Origin of the sequence: Enterococcus phoeniculicola ATCC BAA-412 (assembly GCF_000407505.1) — a bacterium.
Classification (GTDB): Bacteria; Bacillota; Bacilli; order Lactobacillales; family Enterococcaceae; genus Enterococcus_K; species Enterococcus_K phoeniculicola.
Genome location: NZ_ASWE01000004.1, coordinates 192,372 through 216,392, shown reverse-complemented (window position 1 = coordinate 216,392; position 24,021 = coordinate 192,372). Strand labels below are relative to the sequence as shown.

The 24,021-nt window shown below is 36.8% G+C and carries 27 protein-coding genes and 2 other annotated features; of the genes, 2 read left to right on the top strand and 25 right to left on the bottom strand.

The features are described 5' to 3' along the window. Positions 1-16: 16 nt before the first annotated feature. The 16 genes from nusB to I589_RS14905 all read right to left on the bottom strand — a co-directional run bounded on the left by nusB (position 17) and on the right by I589_RS14905 (position 16,247). Positions 17-466 (bottom strand): transcription antitermination factor NusB, encoded by a 450-nt coding sequence (gene nusB / locus I589_RS14980; RefSeq protein WP_010767144.1) that lies wholly within the window; start codon positions 464-466, stop codon positions 17-19. Then, complete coding sequence (locus I589_RS14975) at positions 459-881, bottom strand: Asp23/Gls24 family envelope stress response protein (RefSeq protein WP_010767143.1); 423 nt, start codon at positions 879-881, stop codon at positions 459-461. The genes nusB and I589_RS14975 overlap by 8 nt, the downstream gene beginning before the upstream one ends. A gap of 521 nt (positions 882-1,402) precedes the next feature. Further along, complete coding sequence (locus tag I589_RS14970) at positions 1,403-2,467, bottom strand: M24 family metallopeptidase (protein WP_010767142.1); 1,065 nt, start codon at positions 2,465-2,467, stop codon at positions 1,403-1,405. Between the two features lie 98 nt (positions 2,468-2,565). Beyond that, positions 2,566-3,939, bottom strand: a complete 1,374-nt coding sequence (locus tag I589_RS14965; protein WP_010767141.1) for a glycoside hydrolase family 1 protein — start codon at positions 3,937-3,939, stop codon at positions 2,566-2,568. A 29-nt stretch (positions 3,940-3,968) separates the two neighbouring features. After that, positions 3,969-4,961, bottom strand: a complete 993-nt coding sequence (locus tag I589_RS14960) for a LacI family DNA-binding transcriptional regulator (RefSeq protein WP_010767140.1) — start codon at positions 4,959-4,961, stop codon at positions 3,969-3,971. Positions 4,962-5,145: 184 nt separating this feature from the next. Beyond that, positions 5,146-5,520, bottom strand: a complete 375-nt coding sequence (locus tag I589_RS14955; protein WP_010767139.1) for a DUF956 family protein — start codon at positions 5,518-5,520, stop codon at positions 5,146-5,148. 177 nt (positions 5,521-5,697) lie between these two features. Beyond that, the gene (locus I589_RS14950) at positions 5,698-6,609 is read right to left on the bottom strand and encodes a PTS system mannose/fructose/sorbose family transporter subunit IID (protein WP_010767138.1); all 912 of its coding nucleotides are present in this window, start codon (positions 6,607-6,609) and stop codon (positions 5,698-5,700) included. A gap of 19 nt (positions 6,610-6,628) precedes the next feature. Further along, the gene (locus I589_RS14945) at positions 6,629-7,447 is read right to left on the bottom strand and encodes a PTS mannose/fructose/sorbose transporter subunit IIC (RefSeq protein ID WP_010767137.1); all 819 of its coding nucleotides are present in this window, start codon (positions 7,445-7,447) and stop codon (positions 6,629-6,631) included. A gap of 33 nt (positions 7,448-7,480) precedes the next feature. After that, positions 7,481-8,473 carry a mannose/fructose/sorbose PTS transporter subunit IIA gene (locus I589_RS14940; RefSeq protein WP_010767136.1) on the bottom strand — a complete coding sequence of 331 codons (993 nt, stop codon included), beginning with the start codon at positions 8,471-8,473 and terminating at the stop codon, positions 7,481-7,483. A 121-nt stretch (positions 8,474-8,594) separates the two neighbouring features. Further along, positions 8,595-9,092: a mannose/fructose/sorbose PTS transporter subunit IIB gene (locus I589_RS14935; RefSeq protein ID WP_010767135.1), complete on the bottom strand. Its 498-nt coding sequence runs from the start codon at positions 9,090-9,092 to the stop codon at positions 8,595-8,597. A 233-nt stretch (positions 9,093-9,325) separates the two neighbouring features. Continuing rightward, the gene (locus I589_RS14930) at positions 9,326-12,157 is read right to left on the bottom strand and encodes a sigma-54-dependent transcriptional regulator (RefSeq protein ID WP_010767134.1); all 2,832 of its coding nucleotides are present in this window, start codon (positions 12,155-12,157) and stop codon (positions 9,326-9,328) included. Between the two features lie 278 nt (positions 12,158-12,435). Continuing rightward, positions 12,436-12,840, bottom strand: coding sequence for a NusG domain II-containing protein (locus I589_RS14925; RefSeq protein ID WP_010767133.1), 405 nt, complete (start codon positions 12,838-12,840; stop codon positions 12,436-12,438). 65 nt (positions 12,841-12,905) lie between these two features. Beyond that, positions 12,906-14,258, bottom strand: a complete 1,353-nt coding sequence (locus tag I589_RS14920) for an ABC transporter permease family protein (RefSeq protein ID WP_010767132.1) — start codon at positions 14,256-14,258, stop codon at positions 12,906-12,908. A 3-nt stretch (positions 14,259-14,261) separates the two neighbouring features. Further along, positions 14,262-14,999 (bottom strand): ABC transporter ATP-binding protein, encoded by a 738-nt coding sequence (locus I589_RS14915; protein WP_034685433.1) that lies wholly within the window; start codon positions 14,997-14,999, stop codon positions 14,262-14,264. Positions 15,000-15,054: 55 nt separating this feature from the next. Next, positions 15,055-15,516, bottom strand: coding sequence for a helix-turn-helix domain-containing protein (locus I589_RS14910; protein WP_010767130.1), 462 nt, complete (start codon positions 15,514-15,516; stop codon positions 15,055-15,057). Positions 15,517-15,890: 374 nt separating this feature from the next. After that, positions 15,891-16,247: a winged helix-turn-helix transcriptional regulator gene (locus I589_RS14905; RefSeq protein WP_010767129.1), complete on the bottom strand. Its 357-nt coding sequence runs from the start codon at positions 16,245-16,247 to the stop codon at positions 15,891-15,893. Between the two features lie 135 nt (positions 16,248-16,382). Here I589_RS14905 and I589_RS14900 point away from each other — a divergent pair, with 135 nt between their 5' ends. Continuing rightward, positions 16,383-17,225 (top strand): aldo/keto reductase, encoded by an 843-nt coding sequence (locus I589_RS14900; RefSeq protein ID WP_010767128.1) that lies wholly within the window; start codon positions 16,383-16,385, stop codon positions 17,223-17,225. 27 nt (positions 17,226-17,252) lie between these two features. Next, entirely contained in the window at positions 17,253-17,735 is a 483-nt protein-coding gene (locus tag I589_RS14895) for a VOC family protein (RefSeq protein WP_010767127.1), read from the top strand. Between the two features lie 150 nt (positions 17,736-17,885). On the opposite strand, the gene I589_RS14890 is transcribed toward I589_RS14895, so the two are convergent. The 9 genes from I589_RS14890 to I589_RS14855 form a co-directional block, all read right to left on the bottom strand. Next, positions 17,886-18,257 (bottom strand): TIGR02328 family protein, encoded by a 372-nt coding sequence (locus tag I589_RS14890; RefSeq protein ID WP_010767126.1) that lies wholly within the window; start codon positions 18,255-18,257, stop codon positions 17,886-17,888. A 153-nt stretch (positions 18,258-18,410) separates the two neighbouring features. Further along, positions 18,411-18,932: a peptide-methionine (S)-S-oxide reductase MsrA gene (msrA, locus tag I589_RS14885; RefSeq protein ID WP_010767125.1), complete on the bottom strand. Its 522-nt coding sequence runs from the start codon at positions 18,930-18,932 to the stop codon at positions 18,411-18,413. Positions 18,933-18,958: 26 nt separating this feature from the next. Further along, positions 18,959-19,768 carry a MetQ/NlpA family ABC transporter substrate-binding protein gene (locus I589_RS14880; protein WP_010767124.1) on the bottom strand — a complete coding sequence of 270 codons (810 nt, stop codon included), beginning with the start codon at positions 19,766-19,768 and terminating at the stop codon, positions 18,959-18,961. Between the two features lie 72 nt (positions 19,769-19,840). Beyond that, positions 19,841-20,072, bottom strand: a binding site (T-box leader). Positions 20,073-20,256: 184 nt separating this feature from the next. Further along, positions 20,257-20,430 carry a hypothetical protein gene (locus tag I589_RS18495; RefSeq protein WP_010767123.1) on the bottom strand — a complete coding sequence of 58 codons (174 nt, stop codon included), beginning with the start codon at positions 20,428-20,430 and terminating at the stop codon, positions 20,257-20,259. Positions 20,431-20,469: 39 nt separating this feature from the next. Continuing rightward, a complete protein-coding gene (locus I589_RS14875) occupies positions 20,470-20,898 on the bottom strand; it encodes a hypothetical protein (RefSeq protein ID WP_034685432.1) in 429 nt (142 codons plus the stop codon). Positions 20,899-21,216: 318 nt separating this feature from the next. After that, positions 21,217-21,510: a 50S ribosomal protein L27 gene (rpmA, locus tag I589_RS14870; protein ID WP_010767121.1), complete on the bottom strand. Its 294-nt coding sequence runs from the start codon at positions 21,508-21,510 to the stop codon at positions 21,217-21,219. Between the two features lie 12 nt (positions 21,511-21,522). Continuing rightward, positions 21,523-21,867, bottom strand: coding sequence for a ribosomal-processing cysteine protease Prp (locus tag I589_RS14865; protein ID WP_010767120.1), 345 nt, complete (start codon positions 21,865-21,867; stop codon positions 21,523-21,525). Between the two features lie 22 nt (positions 21,868-21,889). Further along, positions 21,890-22,198, bottom strand: coding sequence for a 50S ribosomal protein L21 (rplU, locus tag I589_RS14860; RefSeq protein ID WP_010767119.1), 309 nt, complete (start codon positions 22,196-22,198; stop codon positions 21,890-21,892). Between the two features lie 19 nt (positions 22,199-22,217). Beyond that, positions 22,218-22,291, bottom strand: a sequence feature (ribosomal protein L21 leader region). Positions 22,292-22,399: 108 nt separating this feature from the next. Further along, positions 22,400-24,016, bottom strand: a complete 1,617-nt coding sequence (locus I589_RS14855; RefSeq protein WP_010767118.1) for a SulP family inorganic anion transporter — start codon at positions 24,014-24,016, stop codon at positions 22,400-22,402. Between the last annotated feature and the right edge of the window lie 5 nt (positions 24,017-24,021).

Below are 24,021 nucleotides of genomic sequence, written 5' to 3'. Positions count from 1 at the left end.
ATGAAAAAGCTGAGGATTATTCCCCAGCTTCAATTTCCTTCATCAGATTAGATAAAACACCATTCACAAATTTTCTTGAACGATCATCACTAAACGTTTTTGTCAGCTCTAAAGCCTCATTTACTGCTACTGTATTTGGAACGTCTTCTACATACAGCATCTCAAAAGCCGCAATTCTCAAGATAACCAAATCCATTTTTGAAATCCGGTTAATCTTCCAATTATCACGTAAATGCTTTTCAATATATTGATCCAGCTCTGCTTTTTTTTCACAAACACCGCCGACCAATACATCTAAATAAACAGGAACAAAGGCATCTTCTTCTTCACTAAGAAGTTCCTCGTGCTCTAATTCAATTGCACTTAAAATCGCATCTTTTTTTGTCAAATCTGTATTAAAATCTAATGGGAATAAAGCTTGTAATGCCATTTCCCGAATCTCACGCCGTGTTAATTCTTTACTCATTTGTGTCCTCATCTTCAAACAACTCATCTAAAACTGGTTGTTCCATTTTTTCTGGTACGACAGCAACTACATGAACATTTACTTCTACTAAATCAATGTCTGTCATAAATAAAACTTGCTGCTTCACACGTTCTTGCATTTCCATCGCTACTTTAGGTACAGAAACACCATATTTTAGATAGCAATAGATATCAACCTTTAATCCATCTTCATCAATGGTAAGATAAACACCCTTACCGTGAGAAGCTCTACCTAAAAGCTCAGTAACGTTGCTGGCAAATGTTCCACGCATTCCGTAGACACCTTCAACTTTTGAAGCTGCAATGCCAATAACAACCTCTATCACTTCAGGAGCGATGACGATTTCGCCCAACTCTTGATTTGCATCTAATACTAAATTTTTTTCCTCTGCCATACTAGTGCCTCCTTAATTATGCACATGATACATGTGTATCAACTGTTGTCTTTATCAGTTATTTTTGTTGACCTCGACTGACTGCTAGCATTTATAGAAATAAGTCTGGTACTCAACACATACAACTCACCCTATAATTTACATCATCCATTAACTTAAAAAACAACTCGCTTGAGTGAATACGTCCACCCAATAGCATCTTATTTTCTCTAGTCAATGTGCGCAATCTAATTCTTAGCCGGAGAAATTTTCTCCACAACTTCTTGATAATTTTACAAAAGCTGCGTTCCTGTTTAGTTTATCATTATTTCTGCTGATTATCTATAATAAACATACAAGCCATGATGATTTCTTTGAATTTCCTTAGAAAAGTAGTAAAGATTTTTTCTGTTGTTTTTTGAAGACTCATTTATTAAGTTCTTCGTTTTTTCCCATACATCTATACTGATATATACTTGTAGATACTTTTCATAGAAAAAACCTAAAGCACTCTCTTTCAAGGTTCTTCAGGTTTCTGCCATTTATAAAATAATCAACTCTTTAGGAGAATGATTCAATGGTTCATTTCCATCTTCGGTAATCAGTAAGTCGTCTTCAATACGAACGCCACCTATTCCCGGCAGATAGATTCCTGGTTCATCAGTGATAATATTTCCAACCACAAAAGCTTCTTCTGCTCTAAAAGATACATTTGGTCCTTCATGAATTTCTAAACCAATCCCATGACCTGTTGAATGTCCAAATGCTTCTCCATAGCCCATTTTTATAATGTAATCTCTTGCAACCGCATCTAATTGGACACCGGTTACTCCAGGCTGTGCTGCATCGATAACTTTTAACTGTGCATCCAAGACAATTTGATAGATTTCTTTTATCTTTTCACCAGGATCGCCTATAGCAAATGTACGTGTCATGTCAGAAACATAGCCTTCATAATAGCAGCCAAAATCTAACGTAATAATTTCCCCTTGCTGAATAACTTTTTCACTAGCTACACCGTGGGGCATTGCAGAGCGAAAACCACTTGCTACAATCGTCTCAAAAGATACTTCTGAAGCACCTAGAGAACGCATATGAAAGTCTAATAAATTAGCTACTTCAATCTCAGTCATTCCAGGTTTTATAGTTTCTAAAATATACGAAAATCCTGCATCAGCAATTTCACACGCTTTTCTAACCAATAGAATTTCATCTGGGTCTTTCACTTCTCTTAACTCTTCTATCAATCCTGCTACAGGAATTAATTCCGCCATAATAATTTCATCTAAAACAGAATACTCTGCAAAGCTCACATGCATTTCTTCAAACGCAAGCTTTTGCAGCCCCTCTTTTTTGATAATATTCGCTACTTCATCAAAAATAGGCCCAACATTTTTAATGATTTCAAAACCTTGTGCCTGTGCTGCAGCTTGTTCTGTATAACGAAAATCCGTAATGAAAAAAGCCTTATCCATTGTGATTACAGCCAAGCCAGTTGTTCCAGTAAAATTCGTCAAATAGCGTAGATTATATTTACTTGTTACTAAAAAACTATCCAATCCATCCTTTTGCATTTCTTCTCGTAACTTATTTACACGTTTCATCATCCAAAATCCCTACTTTCTTTTTCCTATCTAATTTATTATAGCAAATAAATGAAAAAATAGAGAAAAAAACCGACAAAAGCTGTCGGTTTTTTCTCTATTTAATACCCATTATTTTTTGATAGCTCTTTGTACCAAAGACCGCTTTTTTTCATTGTCCGCTCAAATTGGTTTTCTAAATCTACACGATAGAATCCATATCGATTTCTATAGCCGTTCAACCATGACCAGCAATCGACAAATGTCCAAGTGTGATAGCCAAAGCAGTTGCTTCCTTCTTCAATTCCTTTGTGTAAGTAGTCCAAGTGCTCTTGCATAAACTCAATGCGATAATCATCCTCAATCATCCCATCTTCTTTCATAAACCGCTCTTCTTCAGCGACACCCATCCCGTTTTCACTCACATACCAGGGAATATTATTATAGTTTTCTTTCATCATCATCGCTACATCATACAAGGCTTCCGGGTAAATTTCCCATCCACGATAAGGATTGATTTTTTTCTCAGGCCAATCGTAAGGAACATATAAGTCCTCTGGCATAATTGCTGGAACAGCAGGATTTTCTGGTGCTTGCACACGTCTTGGCTGATAATAGTTTAAGCCAATAAAATCAACCGTATTCTTCTTCATTAATTCCTTATCCTCAGGCTGAGTTTCTGGCGTTAGCTGATTTTCTTTAACCAATTGAATCAACGCATCTGGTAGCTTCCCGTGAACTGCAGGATCTAAAAAACTGTTACTATTCAATAAATCAGACGCCTCTTTTGCTCGCTCATCTTCTGGACTATTACTGCGACTATAGGCAGGTGAAATATTCAGGATGATTCCAATTTCTCCATTAGGCAGAACCTTTCTAAATTCTTCCACTGCGCGAACATGAGCCATTAACGTATTGTAACCAACTTGTACTGCTTTTTTAAAATCGACAACAGCTGGATAGTGAAAGCCATATAAATAACCGCATTCTACATGTACGATAGGCTCATTAAATGTTGTCCATTTTGTAACGATATCGCCAAACTGTTCAAAGGCTGTCTTTGCATAAAAAGCGAAAGCCTCCACTGATTCTCTGACTTCCCAGCCACCTTTTTCCATCAGCCACATCGGCATATCAAAATGAAAGAGATTCATAATCGGTTCAACACCACTGTCCTTCATTTTTTGGAAGTAGTCTCGATAAAAGGCAACCGCTTCAGGATTTAAGGTCTTCCCGTCTGGTAATAATCGAGTCCATGCAATAGATGTACGAATTGAATTTAAGCCAATTTCTTTCATTCGTAGGCAGTCATCTGCGTAGGTTTCATACATATTAGAGGTGTTTTCCGGTCCTTGATTTTGGTTGAATTTTTCTGGATTTGTTTGGAACCAATAATCCCACGTTGAAGGAGATTTCCCATTTTTTGATCCATGTCCTTCTGTTTGTGGCGCAGACATCGCTGAACCCCATAAAAAACCTTCTGGAAATTTTTTCATCTTGCAACACTCTTTTCTATTTTTTATAATTATTTTCTTCCAATTGATTCTCGCCATAAGATTTCATTATTTAGTACAAGGGTCTCTCCTGTGAGCTGATTTTTTTTTCGAATTCTCTCAAGCATTCGATTACCAGCAAGAACCCCAATTTCTGTAATCGGCTGTTTTATGACCGTTAGTTTCGGGCTGAATATTTCACTTGCTTCAAAATAATCATAACTAGCATAGGATAATTCTTGTCCAATCTGTATTCCTTCTTCGTAAATAACCTGTAAAGCACCCAAAGACATATTGTAGTTACATACAAAAAGTGCAGAGATACCCTCATTAATCAGAAACTTTGCTCCTTTTTCTCCACTTTCTTTTGAATAGTCACCATAAAAGACAGAAAGAGTTTCTTTTGATATATCCGTTTCTTCAAAAGCCGCAAGAACCCCCGACAAACGTTCCTTTGCCACATAATCTTTTTGTGGCGCTGCGATAACGCCAATTTTTCTATGCCCAAGAGAAAGCATCCGTAAAATCACTTCTTTTGTACTCTGTCGATCGTTTACTAAAATAGAATCGACCTTTTCAAATTCTACAGGCGTATTGATGGATAAAATTGGTAAATCAAGCCCTTTTAATGCTTGAATTTCTGCCCAATGTTGCTCTGCTTCAAAAAGAATTAACCCATCGACTGAGCGAGAAAGCAAGAAATCAATTTTTCTTTGAACTTGACTAGGGTTCCCTTGAAAACCACTTAGTAGCAATCCATAGCCTGCTCGTTCCATCTCTTCTTCAATCTTAGCTACCATTGATATACTAAAGTTACTTTGCATATTGTTCATAAGAAGACCTACAGAAAGACTTTGATTACTTTTCAACCCTTTTGCAAGCAGGTTTTCTTTATAATTTAATGCAGCAATCGCTTCAGCAATCTTTTTCATATTGTCTTCTTTTAATGTATAGCCATTTAAGTATCGAGAAACACTTCCTACAGAAACTCCTGCATACTTTGCGACTTCATGAATCGTTGCCATGATATTCTCCCCCTTTCTCAGAAAAATTGAATCGATTCAATTCTATAATAACAAGAGAAAAATTGAATTTCAAGACTTTTTTGAATCGATTCAATTTTATCGAATACAAAAAAGAAGAATAATTTATATATGAGTTTTCTCATCTACAAAACATCCTTCTTGTACGTATAAATCCCTGTTCTATTCACTTCTTTTTTCCAATAGAAACTACTGCGCGTTTAATGACATCAAAAAATCCTAGTGATTGAACCATATGCTCTGGTTTTACATATTCTCTCACCGCACGCAGAACTTTTTTGGGTTCCTTTGATGCAAACGTAAATGTCCCGTTTTTCTTAGTTTGAATCGCATATCGTGGAATCCATTTCCCCTTAAACATAACCGAAGCAATAACCAAGTCGACTTCTTCCCAAGGAATCTGAATAAATTTTCTCGTATCGCGACTATTATAAAATTCAAAGCCTTTATCACCAATCATAATTTTTCCATATTCGGTTAAGCCATTAAATGCCGTTGCATCTATCGTTAAATCAATCTTAGTGTTTAATGATTGAACCATTTATATCTACTCCTTAGACTTTTCTATCATTATTATATGATTCTTTTTTTATTTTATCCATTCAACTCATTTTAGTTGAATCATAGCTAAATAAAAACAGGACCAAGAGTACCTATATAGTGACCCTTGATCCTGTTATTCATTGAGTGAAATTCCTAGCAATCGCTAAAGTCTATTTTATAATAGACCCACGTAGTGTCCAGCAACCCCAACAATGAACAAGCCAATGATGATAACAATTGGAGACACTTTTTTCTTAAGTAGCCACATACAGAAGAATGTTAGAAGCAATGCCGCTAGCCCTGGAATTAATTGATCCAAGTTGTTTTGTAAAGTCGTTACTTTTGTTTCTGATAACGCCAACCCGCTATTTACTTTTTCAAAAGCTGATTGTAGACCTTTACCTGTCATATCAATTTTATCCCACTCGATATAAGCACCTTTGTCAAGTTTTACCTCAGAAACAACTGGTAGGAATTTAATTGATACCCATCTCTGTACCAAGGCCGCCAAAACGAACATCCCTAAAATAGAGGCTCCTTTTGTCACGTCTTGTAATACGCCGCCTGAAAGGTCTTCGGTAATCTTTGATCCAGCTTTGTAGCCGAATTCTTGCGTATACCACATGAATGCCCAACGAATCAGGTTCCATGCAACGAAGAAAATGATTGGACCCATGATATTCCCTGACATTGCTAGAGAAGCACCAAGTGCCCCAAGCATTGGTCGAACAGTAAACCAGAATACTGGATCACCAACACCAGCCAATGGTCCCATCATCCCAACTTTCACCCCTTGAATTGCCACATCATCAACAGGTGCGCCATTTGCACGTTCTTCTTCTAATGCAAGAGTTACTCCTAAAATAGGAGAAGCAATATAAGGATGGGTATTGAAGAACTCCAAGTGACGTTTTAGCGCCGCAGAGCGGTCTTCTTTTGATTTATATAATTTCTTAATTGCTGGAATCATTGAGAATGCCCAGCCGCCATTTTGCATACGTTCATAGTTCCAAGAACCTTGGATGAAGGTAGAGCGCCATGCAACAGCTAAACGATCTTTTTTCGTTAATTCGATTTTTTCTGCCATTTTTTTCTCCTCCTCCTAATTAATAATCATTTAGTATGTCGCCAAGCGGGTCACCAGTATTGCTTCCGCCGCCATTGTTACTTGAACCACCCATTTTAGATAGATTTAAGTAAATCAATGCCATAGCCACACCTAATGCACCTAGTGCAATCAATGTTAATTGAGTCACTGCTGCTACTACAAATCCGATGATGAAGAAAGGCCAAACTTCTTTTGTCGCCATCATATTGATAACCATTGCGTAACCTACAGCTACGACCATTCCCCCACCAATTGCCATACCATCTGTTAACCATGCAGGCATTGATTCTAAAAATGTTTGAACGGTTTGAGGCGGAATGAATAATAGAGCGCCCGCTGGAATTGCAATACGAACACCTTGCATACATACAGCTAATACGTGAAGAAATTCAATTTGTCGAATATTCCCTTTTTCTGCTGCTGAATCCATCATGTGAACGATAGGCACCGCAAGTGTACGAACGATCATTGTTAAGAATAAACCTGCGACTGCAAGTGGGATTGCCACAGCGATAGATGTTGTAATTGCAGATTGAACAGAAATATTGTCAGTACCTAATGCTTTAACTAAAATAATTGCGGATGCAACAGATGCCAACGCAGCATCTGGTGCTACGGCAGCACCAATATTTGCCCAACCTAATGCGATCATTTGTAATGATCCGCCCAACATAATACCTGCAGTTAAATTTCCTGTTACTAAACCAATTAATGTACATGCCACTAACGGTTGATGGAATTGGAATTCATCTAGAATTCCCTCCATACCAGCTAGAAAGGCAACGAATACGACTAAAATGATTGATATAATAGACATGATAAGCCTCCTATTTTTAATTGAATTTTGGGATTATTTTGCGTTAGCTAATTCTGCTTTCGCTTTCTTCAATAATTCATCCATATTGTCTTTTGAGTCATTTGGTACTTTACGAACATCGAAGGTTACCCCTTTGTTCTTTAATTTTTCAAATGTTTCTACATCCTCAGTTCCCATTGACAATACTTTACTTACAACAACTTTTCCGACTGAATGTGCCATGGATCCCACATTTACCTCTGGAATCTCTACCCCACCTTCGATTGCTCGAAGAACGTCTTCTGGGTTTTCAAACAAGAGAAGTGCTTTTGTTCCACCAAAACGTGGATCTTTTGCTACTTCAATCATTTTCTTGATTGGAATAACATTTGCCTTTACTCCAGGAGGAGCAGCTTGTTCAATTAATTTTTTCCGTAAGTCATCTTTTGCCACTGCATCTGAAACAACGATAATACGTGATGGATTCACTGATTTTGTCCAAGCGGTTGCTACTTGTCCATGTAGTAAACGAGAATCGACACGGGTTAAGACGATTTTAATTTTTCCATCACCCACCACTGTCCCTGGCGCTAATGCACCTTTAGGTTGGTTGTCTGCAACTGCAGCTTTCGCAGTATCTTTTGGTTCCAATTCTTCAGGTTTTACTTTCACACCCTCTTTAGCTGTTTCCAGAATGTGAGCAGCAATCTCTTGCGCAGAATTCATAGAAAAACGTGAAGAGTAGGCTTCGATAACCATTGGTAAATTCATACCGGCAACAATTGCCCATTTGTCTTTGTGTTCTTCAAATAAACTATTGGCTTGATTAAACGGTGTACCTCCCCATAAGTCAACCAGGAACAATACTTCCTCCTGATCGTCAAAAGAGGCGATTGCTTCTACTAATTTGGCTTTTAAGTCATCTGGGCCTTCGCTTGGCTGTAATGTCACAGCTTTTACATTTTCTTGCTCTCCAAAAATCATTGAGCCAGATTGCAAAATGCCATTTGCGAATTCTCCATGACTTGCAAGGATAATCCCTACCATATTTATACCTCCTATTATCTTACTGTTTTGTTTTCCGACAGCTTTCTTCAATTAAATAAAATAGATACACAGATAATTGCAGATTGTAAAAAATGTTACAATCGTTTGCGACAAAGCTGCTTTATGTTTTTTTCTCTTTTTGAAGCAGCTCAATTAAATTGACTTTACGATCAGCCGGGACCTTTCGGATTTCTAACTCCACACCCTTTTGATCTAAGTAACGAAACGCCTTAATATCATCATCATCAACAGAAACAAAATTTGTAATCATTCGCTTTCCATCGGTGAATCGCATACCTCCAATATTTATGGAAGTAAAATGAATACCGGCTTGCACAAGCTGAGCAACATCTTTTGGGTTAGTGAAGAGCAACATGACCTTTATGCCTTCAAACAAGTCGTTGTCATAAACCTCAATCATTTTCTTGATTGTAATAACATTTGACTTAACTCCTGGCGGTGCGGCCTCTTTTAATAAAAACTTTCGAAGCTCATCGTGCGCTACTTCGTCACTGACAACGAGAATTCGACTAATGTCTGTTGATTTGGACCACGCAGTAGCCACCTGTCCATGAATCAATCGATCATCAATCCGAGCTAAACGAATATCCATCACCATATTGACGGACCTCCTTACTTATTCCCTATTCGAACACAGCTCTCAAAAGAACATGCGTCCTGATCTTAAAATCACCTCCTGTGTTCATCTTTATATTAAGCAAGAAGCATGCCAACTTTCAAACAATACACTCTTTTAATTTCCTTAAGAAATGGGAGCAAAAAAACAATACACTAAAAAATAGTGTATTGTTTAGAATTAGTGTATTTATTTGTGTATTCTTTTAATAAGCATTACTGTATCTTTTTCATCTGTTGATTCGTAATTGACTGCATCAAATAATACTCTTCTGCTGGCGGTATGGATAGATGAACCTTCGATTCTAGTTCTCTGGCTGCAGCTTCAACAATTAAGTAAGCGGGATTTCTCTTCATTTCTTGCAAGCTCTCACTCTCAACACTTAGTAATTCCCCAAGTAAAATGCGTTCGACCATTCCCGCCAAATGCATCGTCAAATTAATCTGAAACGCATATCTAGCAGTATCAATTGAAAATTTTTCTGTTATCACCATCGCAAATTGCCACAGTGGATCAATCAACTTTGTCGGATTAATGAACGTAAAACTTTCCTCCATGTAGTTCACACAAATCGTTCGTGCCTGTTCTTCATCAATAGAGACATCTGTTATTTCCTCTAGCTCATCTTCTAATAGAAGCTGATCTAAAATATGATCGACATCATGATCAATAAAGCGTTCTAACGGAATAAACGGTGCTTGAATTTTAGGATCAATAATTCCTGTAGTGGCAAGAATATCAAATTTCTCCTGCATCATACTCATTTTTTCTTTTACATCTAATACAGAGAGTGTCACCACTTGAATGGCATTGTTTTTACGCTTTTCTAATGAAGTATCAATGATTTCCTTGATTTTTTGCGCAGTTCCCTCTCCTGAGGCGCAGATGGCTAAGATCACTTGATTACTTCCCAATCGTTTTTCTGTTTTTCCAACAGTAACATCCGCCGCATACCCTCTGAAATTCTTTAATGATTCATACAAATTATCTAAATCTGCGCCCATCACCGAAGCTTTACGAACCGTTTCTAATACTAACGAGGTTGTGACCATATCAATCGTTCTGACTGGCACACCTGTGTCCCTTTGAATTTTTTCACTGAAGGTTGCTAGAGAGCCCATGTCTACCAGAAGCATGACTCCACTTCCCTCATCAATTTGAAGTGCTGCATGTTCAATTCGCTCTAGCGCAGTCCTAGGATGCATATCTAACGGCATGTCTACCGCAATAATTTTTTCAACATCCAATAGCTGTTTAACCACTTGAACCATACTGCTTGCTGTGCTACTTCCATGTGCAGCAACAATCACCCCTACTCGACCAACAGATTCCTCATCTCTCAATGAAACAAGCAAAACAGTCAAATAGTAATCCTCACTTTCTGGAATTTCTACCTGAAACTGTTCAGAAATAAAGTGTCGAATTTGTTTTGCTACCTCAAACTCTTTAGGAAAATCAACTGCCATTTCTTTAATATTATCATTCGTATGACGTTCCTCTCCAAGATAAATCTTTTTTAAAAATGAACTAATGTGTAAACTCATCGCATACACAAAATTTTGTTGAAATTCATAATCTAGGGCTTTTTTTACCCGATGATAGATTTGGTTTGTCACGTCAATAATCGTTTGGTCGACAAATTCAGACAATTTATTTTCTGCATTAAAAGAAAAACCATGATCCTTATAAAAGGACTTCAAATGAATATTAATATCTGTGGAAATGAAGTGATTAATGGCTTCCTGATCAAGACCATCTGATTTTAACAACGTTGCTTTGTCACCAATAATATCATATAAATTGTAAGGTAATTCATAGGAGTCTGATTGTATTTCAAGGATGGAGCCATTAGGAGAAACATCTATTTTAGGCTCTAATACTTTTGCCAGTTCTGTAGAAGCTTCTCGATCGCTCGCCAATTGAATCACCCCTGCACGAATTCCTTCCGGCAAGTCATTGATGGTTATCGAAATTTCTTCTTGCTGCATATGGTTTAAAAACCCTCTAGCACAGACCAGCTGTATATTCGATTTAAGTTGTCCGATATTCCCATAAGTTACACTGCCAATGAGTGCCTTAACTACATCTTCCGTCAGAGAAATCCGCCGTTCAATTCGATTGGCTTCTTGCGAGACCATCACTTTAACCAAATCAACTTTTTCAGAAGCTGGACGTTTTGCAAAGGGCGGCAGCTGAATATTGATGGGAATTCTTCTGACAAACGTATCTAATAATGTTGAGCTAGGATCTTCTGTTGTCGCCCCAATAATCCGCACTGCTGCTTGATGCGTTTTAGAAGTTTCGCCTAATCGACTGTACGTGCCATGATCCATGAAATAAAAAATCATTTCCTGTCCTTCTGGTGGAAGTCGATGAATTTCATCAAGAAACAAGATTCCTCCATCTGCCTCATCAATAATGCCGTTTTTATCACTCTCTGCTCCTGTAAATGCCCCTTTTACGTAACCAAATAAATGGCTCATCAAGAGCTCAGGATTATTAGCATAGTCCGCACAGTTAAAGACAATTAATTCTTTATCTGGCTCAATCACCTTATTCAATTTTGCATATTGAAAAATCGCATGAGCAAAATAGGTCTTTCCAGATCCTGTTGGTCCTGTAATTAAACAGTTCAACCCTTTAGGAGGATAAAGTACCGCTGCTTTTGCTTGCTCAATGGAATTTTTCATACTTCCAGATGCACCAATAATTCTAGAAAAGATGTCTTTGCTTGCCATAACAGGTTGAGAAACAGGCTTTTTTTTCTTTTCTACAGGTGTTTCCATATAGCTTGGCACATACTTTTTCGTCGGAAGCTCCTGCCAATTTTTAGCTAAGACGTAACGGACTGGCCGACCATCTAATTTAGTTAATCTGCCATCTTTTACTAGCTGATTCAAATCTTTACTACTATTCGTTCGCTGAATAGAAAATGCTTCTGCTACCTCCGAGGTGGTAACTCCTGCTCCTTTTCTTACTTCCTCTTCTGATAATTGCGACGTCTGTTCTTTGACATAAGCATAGATTCGGTCGATTCGTTTAGACAAAGCGATCACCCTTTTCAAGTCTTTATTAGCACAATTATACCTGTGTTACAGCCAAATTGCATTTGTCCTGCATAAAAAGCAAGTCATCAGGAATCTTAGAACTTTCTCTGTTGAAATATCATAATAAAAATTTAATAGATTGTCCAGATAAACACTCTTATCCTTTTGATATAAAATAAAATATAAATGAATAAAAAAGCACATTACAGACATACAAAAACGTCCATATTTGAAACGTCGGCATAAAAAACTATTATTAATAAAATACAGTTATCTCTCTAGTATATTAAATAATCACCTTCACCACTGCTGTCACCAATAATTTCTATAACCAATTTATGAGGTAAGCAGATAGCTATCTGCCCAACCTCGCTTATCCAGCCTTGTTTTACAGCTACTTGATCCGGACTGTTGTCCTCTTTATCCCGAATCCGTCCATTATCTATTTCAATAATATTATACTGATTTTTATTTGGATGATACGTCACTGTTTTATTTTTGACTTTATCTAAATAAAATCGCTCTACTTCTTTTCCATCTATTCGAATAACTGCAATCTTTGTCTCAGCATCAGTTGTACTTTTTGTTGCTAAAAATGCAGCTGTTGGTACAAAAGAAAGCATGATGCAAAAAGCGATGATGACTAAATCAAATGGTTTACATTCATTCAAAAAACGTTTCATCGGTTCTCTCCTTAGTCGTACTGTCCAGTAAGCGTAGCACGAAAAACAGAACTTTTCTACATTTATTAAGAAACAAGCTTTCTTTGTTTCATGCGTTCTAGTAACAAACGCCCAATAAAATTCAAGAATAAGAAGAGAAAAATTCCAAAACCAAAACAAACTGGCAAGAAAAATGTGGGTACCCAAGAAAAGACCTCATCAGAAAAAATGGTGGTCGATAGCTTAAAAATTGGAAATGTAAGAAAAAAGCAACCAATAAATGAATAAACTAAATAGACTCCTACGTAAATGATTGACTCCACCATTTCCTCCATGAATAGTTGTCCAAAGGTGAATCCTATCCTTGAAAAAAAGGAAAATTGATTTGTTTTCTTTTTTACATGTAATTGTGTAATCACTAAAATATGGCCACATATAATCAATAATGGCGCACCTAAATATAAAAGATAAATAAGAAGATTTTCAGTTGCTTGCTGTCCTGCACTTCTTTGACTATACGGAGTCAAAATATTGGTGATTAGAGATGAAAAACCTGAAACAAGAAGTGTTCCAATGAGAACGGAAGGAAACAAAGCTTTTGCAAACTCATTTTCAGATACAACGCTCCAAAAAGCAGTGATAAAAGACCCATTTTTGTTTTTCGGTAGAAATCTCCGTCCTTTATTTAGTAAAAATGGTACGAGTTGAGAAGTCACACTATTGACAAAAATAATAAGACCAGAGAGTAACAGCGGCCACATGCTTAGACTAAATGAGTCTTTCAACAGCTGCCAATAACAAAAAGCAATTATTAAAATGCTGATTCCATATAACCACCAACGAATTTCCAGAGCTTTTCTGTCTTCAGCACCAAAAATCAGAGGCTCTTGTGCATCATTTTTCATCATTTTTTTCGCTTTAAAATATCCTCCAGCTCCCCACAATAGCGTCACCAGGAAAATACTGCAAAAAAATGAAAAGAGGCTCATTTTTATCGAAATGGCAGGGAGCATTTCTTTTCCAACAATCAATTGCAGCCAGCGATAAAAAAACACAGTAAGCGGGTAGGCCAGAAAATATCCAAAACCACCACTAAGCGCCCCGAAAATACTTAGCTGACCACCAACTAAACTTGCAAGTTGTCGTGGATTGGCTCCTAAAACCAGCCATGTACGATAATCCTTTCGAAAAAAAGCCAGTATGAAGCGAAGCATATTTCCCATAACAACGAGTAGTGTAAGCCCGCCAAAGGTCACAGGCATTATAAAAATCGGTGTGGGATCATTTGCCCCTAATAGTACATGCGTGTCAGAAAATAAGAGAGAAAAAAAGCCAATAAAGCAGACACTTACTAATATACTCATAATTAGAAAAAGACTAAAACAATTAGCCCATAGTTTCCATGAGTACTTATATTGCATCCAGATAAGTTTTTTCATAGTCTACCCAGCTTCCTTTTCATTTAACAATTTAAAAATTTCAGTTGAAGTTGGAGAAAGTAGAGAAGTTACAACCCGTCCATCCTTTAGCACATAAGTTCGATCTGTCTGCGCTGCAAGCTCAATATCATGTGTCACCATGATGACACAGATACCCATTTTCGTTAACGACTTCAATTGTTCAAATACCAATTCTCTTGATTGAGAATCTAACGCTCCTGTTGGCTCATCTGCAAATACAAGCTTATTTTCTGACAGTAACACACGTGCAATCGCTAATTTCTGACGTTCACCACCAGAAAGTGTATGGACAAAAGCTTGCTTACTTGCTGTAAATGTTAAGTTATCTAAAACCTGATTCACTTTTTCATAATCAATTTTCTTTTTTGCAAGCCGTAAAGGAATAAGAACATTTTCAATTGCAGGTAATGCAGATAAAAGATTGTACTCCTGGAAAATAAATCCTATCATCGTTTGACGCATCTTCGCTTTTTTCTCTAAATTCAACTTTGTAATTTCTGTATTCATTATTTCCACCGTTCCTTTACTGACTTGTGTTAAGCCAAATAGACAGTGTAAGAGAGTCGTTTTTCCTGACCCAGATGGTCCCACAATACTGATGAACTCGCCTTCATAAGCTGTAAAAGACACACCATTTATTATAGAAAGAGGCTCTTTAGACGCTTCTATCATTACTTGTTTCCAGATGTCTGTTCCTTTTAGAACCATAGACTTTTGCATATTTTTTCACCCCAAAAAACACAGAAAAACTGTGTTCATTCGTTAAACTGATAGTTCAATAATAGATATTCTTTATATTGAAACGAATATAACTTTTCAAAACACGAAACAAAATAATCGTTACTATTTGAACGTTAAAAAAATAGAGAATAAAGAGTATAACTGGTGCAAAAATCAAACCAATCGTCAGAATCCAGAACACACAAAACATGACTGCAAACGGAACCGTTGCGCTGGCAATCACAAGAAAATTAAAAATAGCAAACCCTAAAAGAGCAAAAATATTAATTTTCTTTTTTTTCTCCACTTTTTCTTTTACAACTTCTCCCGAAATTAACTCATCCAGTGTCTTGCCATATATCATACTTAATTCTTGTAAGACATAAATGTTAGGCATCGTTTTATTTTGTTCCCATCTTGAAATAGTTTGTCTCGTTACATAGAGCTGCGCACCTACTTGCTCTTGTGTCATCCCTTTTTTCATTCGTGCTGTTTTTAAATCCTCTCCTAAAGACATCTTCTTCCTCCTTTACGTTCCCAGTATAAGAAAATCTATCAAAAAAGAAAGCAACAAATCTGTTCCATCCCTGATACATAAGGATTTTTCTTTATAAAAAAACGAATACCATTATCTTTCGCAAACTAAGTCGACAACAATCCAAACTGAACTCTCTTTCAATTACATACTGTATTTTTGATAACTACCTGCAGATACAAAAAGAGGAGACATAACTATCTAAGTTATGCCCCCTCTTAAAAGCTTAATAACGGTCGGGAAAAGAAGCAACTCAGCTCCATTACGTTTGTTTCTCAACGAACTTCTACGCATGGAACATGCTAAAGTTGAAAGCTTCGCAAATAAGCTAGCCCCTCCATCGCGACCTCTTCTCCCTATTCTTTTTCTAAAAGAGTTACCTTTTCTCCCTTGTTTTGCAACGTGCTCACATGCATCGTTCCCCATTGACATAAATTATCTAACAGGAGACCTAAAGTTTCTCCATATTCACTTAACGAATATTCTACCTTTGGCGGTACTTGATTATAAGATTTGCGAGAAACAATAGCAGATTCCTCCAGCTCACGTAGCTGTTGTGTTAACATTTTTTGACTAATTCCTGGAATTTTTCTTCTTAAATCACTCGGTCTTAATGAACCATGTCGCAAATTACAAAGAATAATCGGTTTCCATTTACCGCCAATGACATCCATTGTGGCCTCTACACCAATATTATAAATTTTTTCTTCCAAATTTTTTTCACCTCATAAGCTTGATATAATCAAAAAGTTACTTTTTAGTACGTATCAAACAAAAAAGTACGTACTATACAGATTTACAGTCTCATTATATGATAATCACAGAAAAAAACAAAGGGAGATGTATTTATGATTCATTCACTAACAGACACAGTCAAATTAAACAACGGTACAGATATACCCGGTCTAGGATTAGGTGTCTTCCAAATCCCAGATGCAGATACCTCAGAGGTAGTAAAAAATGCTATAGTCAATGGCTATCGCTCTATTGACACCGCCGCAATTTATGGAAATGAAACTGGCACCGGACTAGGAATAAAACAAGGCTTAGAAGAAACAGGGATTTCACGAGATGAGTTATTTGTCACATCAAAAGTATGGAATAATCATCTGTCTTACGATGAAACTATCGCGGCTTTTCATGAGAGCCTTACTCGACTTTCACTTGATTATCTAGACTTATACCTAATTCACTGGCCGGGAAATGAAGCATTTGAAGAATCTTGGAAAGCCTTAGAAGATTTATATGCTGAAGGAAAAATCAAAGCAATCGGTGTTAGCAACTTTCAAGTTCACCATTTAGAAAAACTATTTACCTTTGCTAAAGTCGTTCCTGCAATCAATCAAATTGAACTTCATCCCAAATTGGCTCAGCTGGAATTACGAGCATTTTGTGAAGAAAAAGGGATTCACATTCAAGCGTGGTCACCACTGATGCAAGGTCAATTATTGACAAATAAAACTATTTTGGCCCTTGCAGAAGCACATAAGAAATCACCCGCTCAAATTATTTTACGCTGGGCAATCCAACAAGATATTTTATTAAATGTAAAGTCCACTCATAGCGATCGAATGAGAAGCAATGCAGATATCTTTGATTTTCAATTATCACAAGAAGAAATGGAAAAACTAAATGCACTTAACGAAAATTTACGCGTCGGACCAGATCCAGACTCGTTTGATTTTAAATAATTAGCTAAAAAACAGGAGGAAATAATAATGACAAACACACTATCAGGATTTTCTATGGTCAATCATGTAGGTATTACCGTAAGCAACTTAGAAAAATCAATCATTTTTTACGAAGCCTTAACTGGTAAAAAAATTGCAAACAAAGATGAAATTGGCGGCAAACGTATGGCACAAACGCAAGGATTGGACGATACACGAATTAAATATGCGAATCTTCACTTAGACAATATTAATATTGATATCTTAGAGTATGTAGAACCAAAATCAAATAAAGCAAACTATTCGAACGATCAGATTAGTGCTATGCATATGTGTTTTGAAGTAGATGATATCGAGGCTGCGGTTGCACGCTTAAAAGCAATTGGCGTAGAACCAGACGGAGCACCCATTGTATTTGAAGAGCAAGATGGTTTAAAGAGCGGTTTTGGAACAGGGGTTGCTTATTTCACAGATCCAGATGGGACAAATCTTGAATTAATCGCTCCAAAAGGACCTTTTGCTAGAGGATAAAAAAACTCTGGAGACTAAAAAATTAGTTTCCAGAGCTTTTTTATATTTACAGTTCTCTACGCACCTTGATAATTATCATTTAGGAATGATTTGTACGTATTTCTTTCCACTTATTACTTTAGATTTCACGTTTTATGATGTATGACTCATTTAAAAGCTATCCATCTCTATCCCCTTACTCAGTAAATTTGCCAAGCATTCTTTCTTGTACTGTTCATCGTGCTCAGGATAGATTGGACTCGTTTGTTGTATGACTTCTATTTCCTTGTATGCTTCACAGCTTTTCCCTCGATAAAAAGGTGTTTCCCATTCTTCTGCAGGCTTATACCCTCTTTTTTTCATTTCATGCATTACTTCCATATGATATTGAAATAACTTGTAGGGAGAATACAAAAATACATAATTTACCGTTGAATGAGGCTTTCCCCAACCATTTCCTCGTAGAGCACAACACTCACGATGCTGACCTAATAATTGTTGTCTAGGAAGACGACTAAGTAACTCTTCATGCCACAAACGCATATATATTCCTCCAGAAATTCAGATATTTTATGAAGTATAACAGGAAATGTCAGTTATAGAAAAGTAATAGGCAATAAAAAGCCGCAATAGATCCTTTATAATAGAAAGTTTATTTAACTTATCATTGTCTTTACAGTTAATCGCGAAATATTTCTATAAAGATTCTTCTTTCCACACATCCTCGATATACTCTTTTCTTTGTTGGGCATTTCTTTTGTAATTGTCAGGATTTTTTTTATAGTACGCTTGATGATAAAGCTCTGCTGGATAAAAGGTCTCCGCCGGTTCAATTTTTGTGACGATTTCTTTTTTAAATAAGCCGCTTTGTTGTAGCTGACGTTTACTTTCTTCAGCGATTCTTTGCTGTTCTTCATTAAAGTAGTAAATAACTGGTCGATAACTACTTCCTCTATCTTCAAATTGTCCAAAAGCATCTGTCGGATCCGTTTGTTGCCAGTAAATAGTTACTAGCTCTTCAAAGGAAATAACTTCTGGATCAAAAATAATCTCTACTGCTTCTGTGTGCCCTGTCTTTCCTGCCTTTACTTCCTCATATGTCGGGTTCTCTTTAAATCCTCCTGTATATCCTGATAAAACAGAAATAATTCCTGGCTGTGTATCAAACGGCTTTACCATACACCAAAAACAGCCTCCAGCGAAAATTGCTCTTTGCATTTACTTTTCCTTCTTTCTCATCTTGTTTAGTTAACAGGAATAATTGATCCGCCCCATTTTTCATCAATCCATTTTTGCACTTCTTCATCGTGCAAAATTTTGACTAATTCTTTGAGTGCCGCATCCTCTTTATTTACAGATTTTGTCGCAATAATATTCACATATGGTGAATCTTCATTTTCAATCATCAATGAATCCTTTACTGGATTCAGTCCTTTTTCATAGGCAAAATTGGAATTGATGGCAACCAAATCTCCCTCTTTATTTTCATAAGCCGAAGTCAGTAATGTTGGATCAACACTGTGCTCAAATACGAGTTCTTTTGGATTGTCTACGATGTCCTCAAAAGATGCTTTATCAATCGCAATCCCCTCTTTCATAGTAATCAATTTGTTTTGAACGAAAATATTCAATACTCGTCCCCATTCTGAGGGTACGTTTGAAACAATTACTCTTGCTTTATCGGGAATGTCTTCAACGCTTGTAATCTCTTGAGAATAAATTCCCATTGGTTCTAAGTGAATTGCACCTACATTTTCAAAGTCGTAATTGTTTTCCTCTTTTTGCAGATTAAAGTACGGAACTGTTGAAAAGTAATTTGCATCAATATCCCCATTTTCCAATGCCTTATTCGGTAAAACATAATCATCAAACTTGACAATTTCTAGTTCAATTCCCTTTTCTTTTAGTTTTGGCTTAATATGCTCTAAAATTTCTGCATGCGGTGTGGGTGAGGCACCAATCTTCAAGTGATTTTGTTTCTCTTCTTTTGCTCCACATGCTGTAAAAAATAAAACACAACTCAGTAATAGAGTGATAATACCTAATTTTTTCATCGAAATACTCCCCTTTATTTTTTACGATAAATAAAAAATATTCATCCCTTTACCTACCAATTCTTTGATAGATAAAGGGACGAATATTTCCGTGATACCACCCTTATTTATATTATTTTTTCAAATAATACCTCAACAGTACAAACATACTTGGCTATTTAACGGTCGCTTACCGTCTGGTTTGCGTGAACAACACCAGATGCTCAGAGCTCATCTTCACTAACTTGCAGTAATCCCCATTTTCACCAGACAAGGGTCTCTTTTCTTACTTCTTGTTACTTACTCTTCTCTTCAAAGCATAATTTTTAATTAACGTTATTTTAATATAAATCACAGAGATTTGCAACACAATTTTAAAATGAGTGAAACATACTATTGAAAAAGGACACAAATTTTAAGAGCTGAATCTGAAAAAAACAGTATACATAACTTCCTGCTCTCATCATGGGGTGTTTAACAGTTAAAAATTATGTTTTAAAAAAATCCTTTCACTTTTCATCTTTTTTAAATAACGGTTCCTCTTTACTTTTATAATACTCCTTATTTAGCTTGTCCTCTATATCCACACCCAACATACTTCCAATAAAGGCGCCAACACCAATTCCCCCCAGAACGATTGATACCGGAATATAAACACTCTTCTTAGTCATCCATTTCTTCATTTTGATTCCTCCATATAGTTATGATTATAAATAGAGTTTTCACTTTTCATCTGTCTTTCTGTACTCCAACGGCGGACTTATGCTATCTACTCCTTCTACAGATGTAAAAGAGTTGACTGTCATCGTTTCTTCGTTTTTCAGAAAAAAGTTATAGCCCTTTTTCTTTTCTTCATTTATAAAACAATAATAGTTTCCATTTTTTCTCTTTTCCTTAGAAATCAAGGCTAATGGACTTAGCTCTCCTTGATTGTAGGATATGTATAAAATATTATCTATTTTTGATAGACAAAAAACTTCATTCTCAAGATTTATACGTTTCCATGTACCAATAAGCGCTTGATATTCTTGTTCTAGCTGTTCACCTTGCGATTCATCCATGGACTCCTTTGGCTCTTGATTCAAATTAGATTTTGTACAGCCTGCCATAAATATAAATAAAACCAAAAGCCAAATACTATATCTTTTCATTTTCTCACAACCATTCCTACTTGGTACAGAAAACAAATAGCCGTCCTCACTATTGTAAGTAGATAGACGAACACTCCCAGGAGATAAAATCCGTAGTTTAAAGCTAGATGAAAGCAAGTCAAGATATTGTTCTTTACAAGCTAGCTGTTTTATCTATCCGTTAATCATTCCCACCTACTGCTATCTACTCTCTACACCTTACTATAAGTATAGCAAAATTTGCATAGAAAAAAGGCAGTTTCTCGCTAAATTAGACATTTTTTAACTATAAAAAAACACCCAATCCCCTGCTACACAAAGGATTGAGTGTTTCAATAATTAAGCTTCTTGAGCGACTGGGTAAACAGACACTTGCTTTTTGTCGCGGCCTTTACGTTCGAAACGTACCACACCATCAACTTTAGCGAATAAAGTGTCATCGCCACCGATTCCCACGTTTACACCTGGGTAGATTTTTGTTCCACGTTGGCGATAAAGAATTGAACCACCTGAAACAGTTTGTCCGTCAGCACGCTTAGCACCTAAACGTTTAGATTCTGAATCACGTCCGTTGGAAGTAGAACCTCCACCTTTTTTATGGGCGAATAATTGTAAATTCATATTTAGTAACATAGTCTGCACCTCCTATTTTTGAGTGTTTGTATCAACTTGAATATATTCTGTATTCTCAGCTTCTATGGACTGTAAACCTAGCAATAGATTTTCCATTAGAATCTGGGCAATGTTGTTTTGCTCCTGTGTCATTCCTGAAACAACTTCAGCATATAAATAGCCGCCTTCTGTCTCATTCATTTCAACAATTGGTTCAAAACCTGCTAAGGCGTCAATTCCGTTGATGGTACTGATTGCTAATGCAGAAACACCTGCACAAACAATGTCGCTTCCATACGGTCCTGCTTCAGCATGCCCTGTTAGGGTAAATGAAACAATTTGACCGGAGTCATTTCGTTTAAATGTCCCTTTAATCATTTCCGAGGCCTTCTTTCGCTAATTAAGCGTTGATTGCTTCAATCATAACTTTTGTATATGGTTGACGATGACCTTGTTTACGATGAGAATGTTTTTTAGGTTTGTATTTGAAAGTCACGACTTTCTTTTGTTTGCCGTGTTTTTCAACAGTTCCTTCAACAGTAGCTCCAGCCACAGTAGGAGCTCCTACTTTCGTAGATTCACCACCGACTAAAATTACTTCGTCAAAGACAACTTTTTCACCAGCTTCTACGTCTAATTTTTCAACATAGATTGCTTGGCCTACCTCAACTTTGATTTGTTTCCCACCAGTTTTGATAATTGCGTACATGCTATACAGCACCTCCTTATTTTATACTTAGACTCGCCATCCCAAGTGACATCACTGTTCTTACAAACTTGTTCTGTGCGGTTGTAGCTGTGGAGACCACAATTACAACATTAATATCTTATCAAAATTATCTACATCAGTCAATAAAAATTTCCCTATATATATGAATATCTGAAACTTTTCAACTAATATTTCATACATTTACTGTTTTTGTAATGAATGTAAGGCATGTGCTACCGAAAAGTGCTGTTCTGGTTTTTCTTCAGCATGCCACAGAAGCTCTAAGCTCTTTTCAACTTCTGGCTGCAAGGAGGTAAAAATCACTTCCTGCTCTCTCTTTTGTGCAAGTTGATGAAAATCAGCGAACACATCTAAAGCAGTCAAGTCAATACTTGGTACGCCACGCATAGAAAATATCACTCCTTCTCTTTCACTTAGCGACTGAAATGCCTGTTGCAATTTTTCGGCGGACATAAAGAATAACGGTCCGCTGATATAGACAACCGCCCAATTTTTCGCTGTATCTGATTGCGGAAGACCCATCCTAGACCAGTCTACTTCTTCCACGGAAATCGTGATTGCTGCACTTTTTGCTACAAAGAAAATACATCCTGCAACAATCCCAATGACAATAGCCAAACTCAAATCAAATACTACCGTACTAACCATGGTTACAGCAAATAAGGCTATACCTGCTAGATATTTCTTTTTAACTAGTGCTGTAATCGTATGCCATTCATTCATCCGCCATGCAGTAACAATTAAAACCCCTGCTAAAGCTGGCATAGGAATTTGAGACATAACTGGTGCTAAAACTAGCATAGACAACAGCAAAATAAGTGCATGAAAAATCCCAGCCAATCGAGTTTGTGCACCCGATTTAATTGCCACGCTCGTACGTGCAATCGCAGCTGTCGCTGGAATGCCGCCAAAAAATGGTAAAATGATATTTCCTACACCTTGCGCTACAAGCTCTTGATTGCTGTCTAATGGTTTTCCTGTCATACGCCCCGCAGACGCACCGCATAATAGACTTTCAATCATACCGAGCATTGCAATACTAATAGAAGGAACGAGAACTTCTTTTAATGAAGAAAGTTGGATAGAGCCCAAAACAAGCCGCTCATCACTTATCAGCGAAGTGGGAATTTTCCCTACAGTTGCTACTGGCAATTTAAACAACATAGTTATAGCAGTGGCAAGAATAATTGCTACTAAAGAAGCCGGAATTTTTTGATTCCACTTTTTGGGATAGACAATCATGCCTGCTACCACCAAGACCCCTATAACGACCGTTAATGGTTTTGCTGAAAATCCTAATGTCTGATAACTTGATAGTTTTTCAATTAAATTATGTCCTTGAGACTTCACGCCAAAGAAATTATCTACTTGTCCTAAAGCAATAATGATAGCAATTCCCGAGGTAAAACCTGTTATGACTGGCGCAGGAATAAAAGATGTAAGAGAGCCTAATTTAAAAATACCCGCCAAAACCAAAAAAACACCAGCCAGAAAAGTAGCTAGTAAAATCCCTGTTAGTCCACTAGTTGCAGCAATCGACATAAGAATTGCTGCCATTGCTCCTGTCGGCCCAGAAATCTGATAAAATCCCCCTGAGAGACTCCCAATAACTACGCCCGCGATAATTGCTGTCACCATACCTGCAGCCGCTGTTGCTCCACTAGAAACACCAAAAGCCAAAGCTAACGGTAAGGCAACTGCTGCGACAGTTATTCCTGCAAGTACATCTTTTTGTAACTTCGATAAAGTATACCCTGCAAACTCAGATCTTAATAATGATATAAATGTTTTTCCCAATTAAT

Bases quoted from the DNA above. Each gene is read 5' to 3' on its own strand.
- rplU (WP_010767119.1), bottom strand. From the start codon at position 22,198: ATGTACGCAATTATCAAAACTGGTGGGAAACAAATCAAAGTTGAGGTA.
- I589_RS14945 (WP_010767137.1), bottom strand. From the start codon at position 7,447: ATGTCTATTATATCAATCATTTTAGTCGTATTCGTTGCCTTTCTAGCT.
- I589_RS14925 (WP_010767133.1), bottom strand. From the start codon at position 12,840: ATGAAACGTTTTTTGAATGAATGTAAACCATTTGATTTAGTCATCATC.
- msrA (WP_010767125.1), bottom strand. From the start codon at position 18,932: ATGCAAAGAGCAATTTTCGCTGGAGGCTGTTTTTGGTGTATGGTAAAG.
- I589_RS14920 (WP_010767132.1), bottom strand. From the start codon at position 14,258: ATGAAAAAACTTATCTGGATGCAATATAAGTACTCATGGAAACTATGG.
- I589_RS14880 (WP_010767124.1), bottom strand. From the start codon at position 19,768: ATGAAAAAATTAGGTATTATCACTCTATTACTGAGTTGTGTTTTATTT.
- I589_RS14900 (WP_010767128.1), top strand. From the start codon at position 16,383: ATGATTCATTCACTAACAGACACAGTCAAATTAAACAACGGTACAGAT.
- I589_RS14915 (WP_034685433.1), bottom strand. From the start codon at position 14,999: ATGCAAAAGTCTATGGTTCTAAAAGGAACAGACATCTGGAAACAAGTA.
- I589_RS14895 (WP_010767127.1), top strand. From the start codon at position 17,253: ATGACAAACACACTATCAGGATTTTCTATGGTCAATCATGTAGGTATT.
- I589_RS14965 (WP_010767141.1), bottom strand. From the start codon at position 3,939: ATGAAAAAATTTCCAGAAGGTTTTTTATGGGGTTCAGCGATGTCTGCG.
- I589_RS14935 (WP_010767135.1), bottom strand. From the start codon at position 9,092: ATGGTGATGGATATTCGTTTAGCTCGGATTGATGATCGATTGATTCAT.
- I589_RS14875 (WP_034685432.1), bottom strand. From the start codon at position 20,898: ATGAAAAGATATAGTATTTGGCTTTTGGTTTTATTTATATTTATGGCA.
- rpmA (WP_010767121.1), bottom strand. From the start codon at position 21,510: ATGTTACTAAATATGAATTTACAATTATTCGCCCATAAAAAAGGTGGA.
- I589_RS14890 (WP_010767126.1), bottom strand. From the start codon at position 18,257: ATGCGTTTGTGGCATGAAGAGTTACTTAGTCGTCTTCCTAGACAACAA.
- I589_RS14865 (WP_010767120.1), bottom strand. From the start codon at position 21,867: ATGATTAAAGGGACATTTAAACGAAATGACTCCGGTCAAATTGTTTCA.
- I589_RS14960 (WP_010767140.1), bottom strand. From the start codon at position 4,961: ATGGCAACGATTCATGAAGTCGCAAAGTATGCAGGAGTTTCTGTAGGA.
- I589_RS14910 (WP_010767130.1), bottom strand. From the start codon at position 15,516: ATGTCTTTAGGAGAGGATTTAAAAACAGCACGAATGAAAAAAGGGATG.
- I589_RS14950 (WP_010767138.1), bottom strand. From the start codon at position 6,609: ATGGCAGAAAAAATCGAATTAACGAAAAAAGATCGTTTAGCTGTTGCA.
- nusB (WP_010767144.1), bottom strand. From the start codon at position 466: ATGAGTAAAGAATTAACACGGCGTGAGATTCGGGAAATGGCATTACAA.
- I589_RS14975 (WP_010767143.1), bottom strand. From the start codon at position 881: ATGGCAGAGGAAAAAAATTTAGTATTAGATGCAAATCAAGAGTTGGGC.
- I589_RS14940 (WP_010767136.1), bottom strand. From the start codon at position 8,473: ATGGTAGGGATTATCCTTGCAAGTCATGGAGAATTCGCAAATGGCATT.
- I589_RS14970 (WP_010767142.1), bottom strand. From the start codon at position 2,467: ATGATGAAACGTGTAAATAAGTTACGAGAAGAAATGCAAAAGGATGGA.
- I589_RS14955 (WP_010767139.1), bottom strand. From the start codon at position 5,520: ATGGTTCAATCATTAAACACTAAGATTGATTTAACGATAGATGCAACG.
- I589_RS18495 (WP_010767123.1), bottom strand. From the start codon at position 20,430: ATGAAGAAATGGATGACTAAGAAGAGTGTTTATATTCCGGTATCAATC.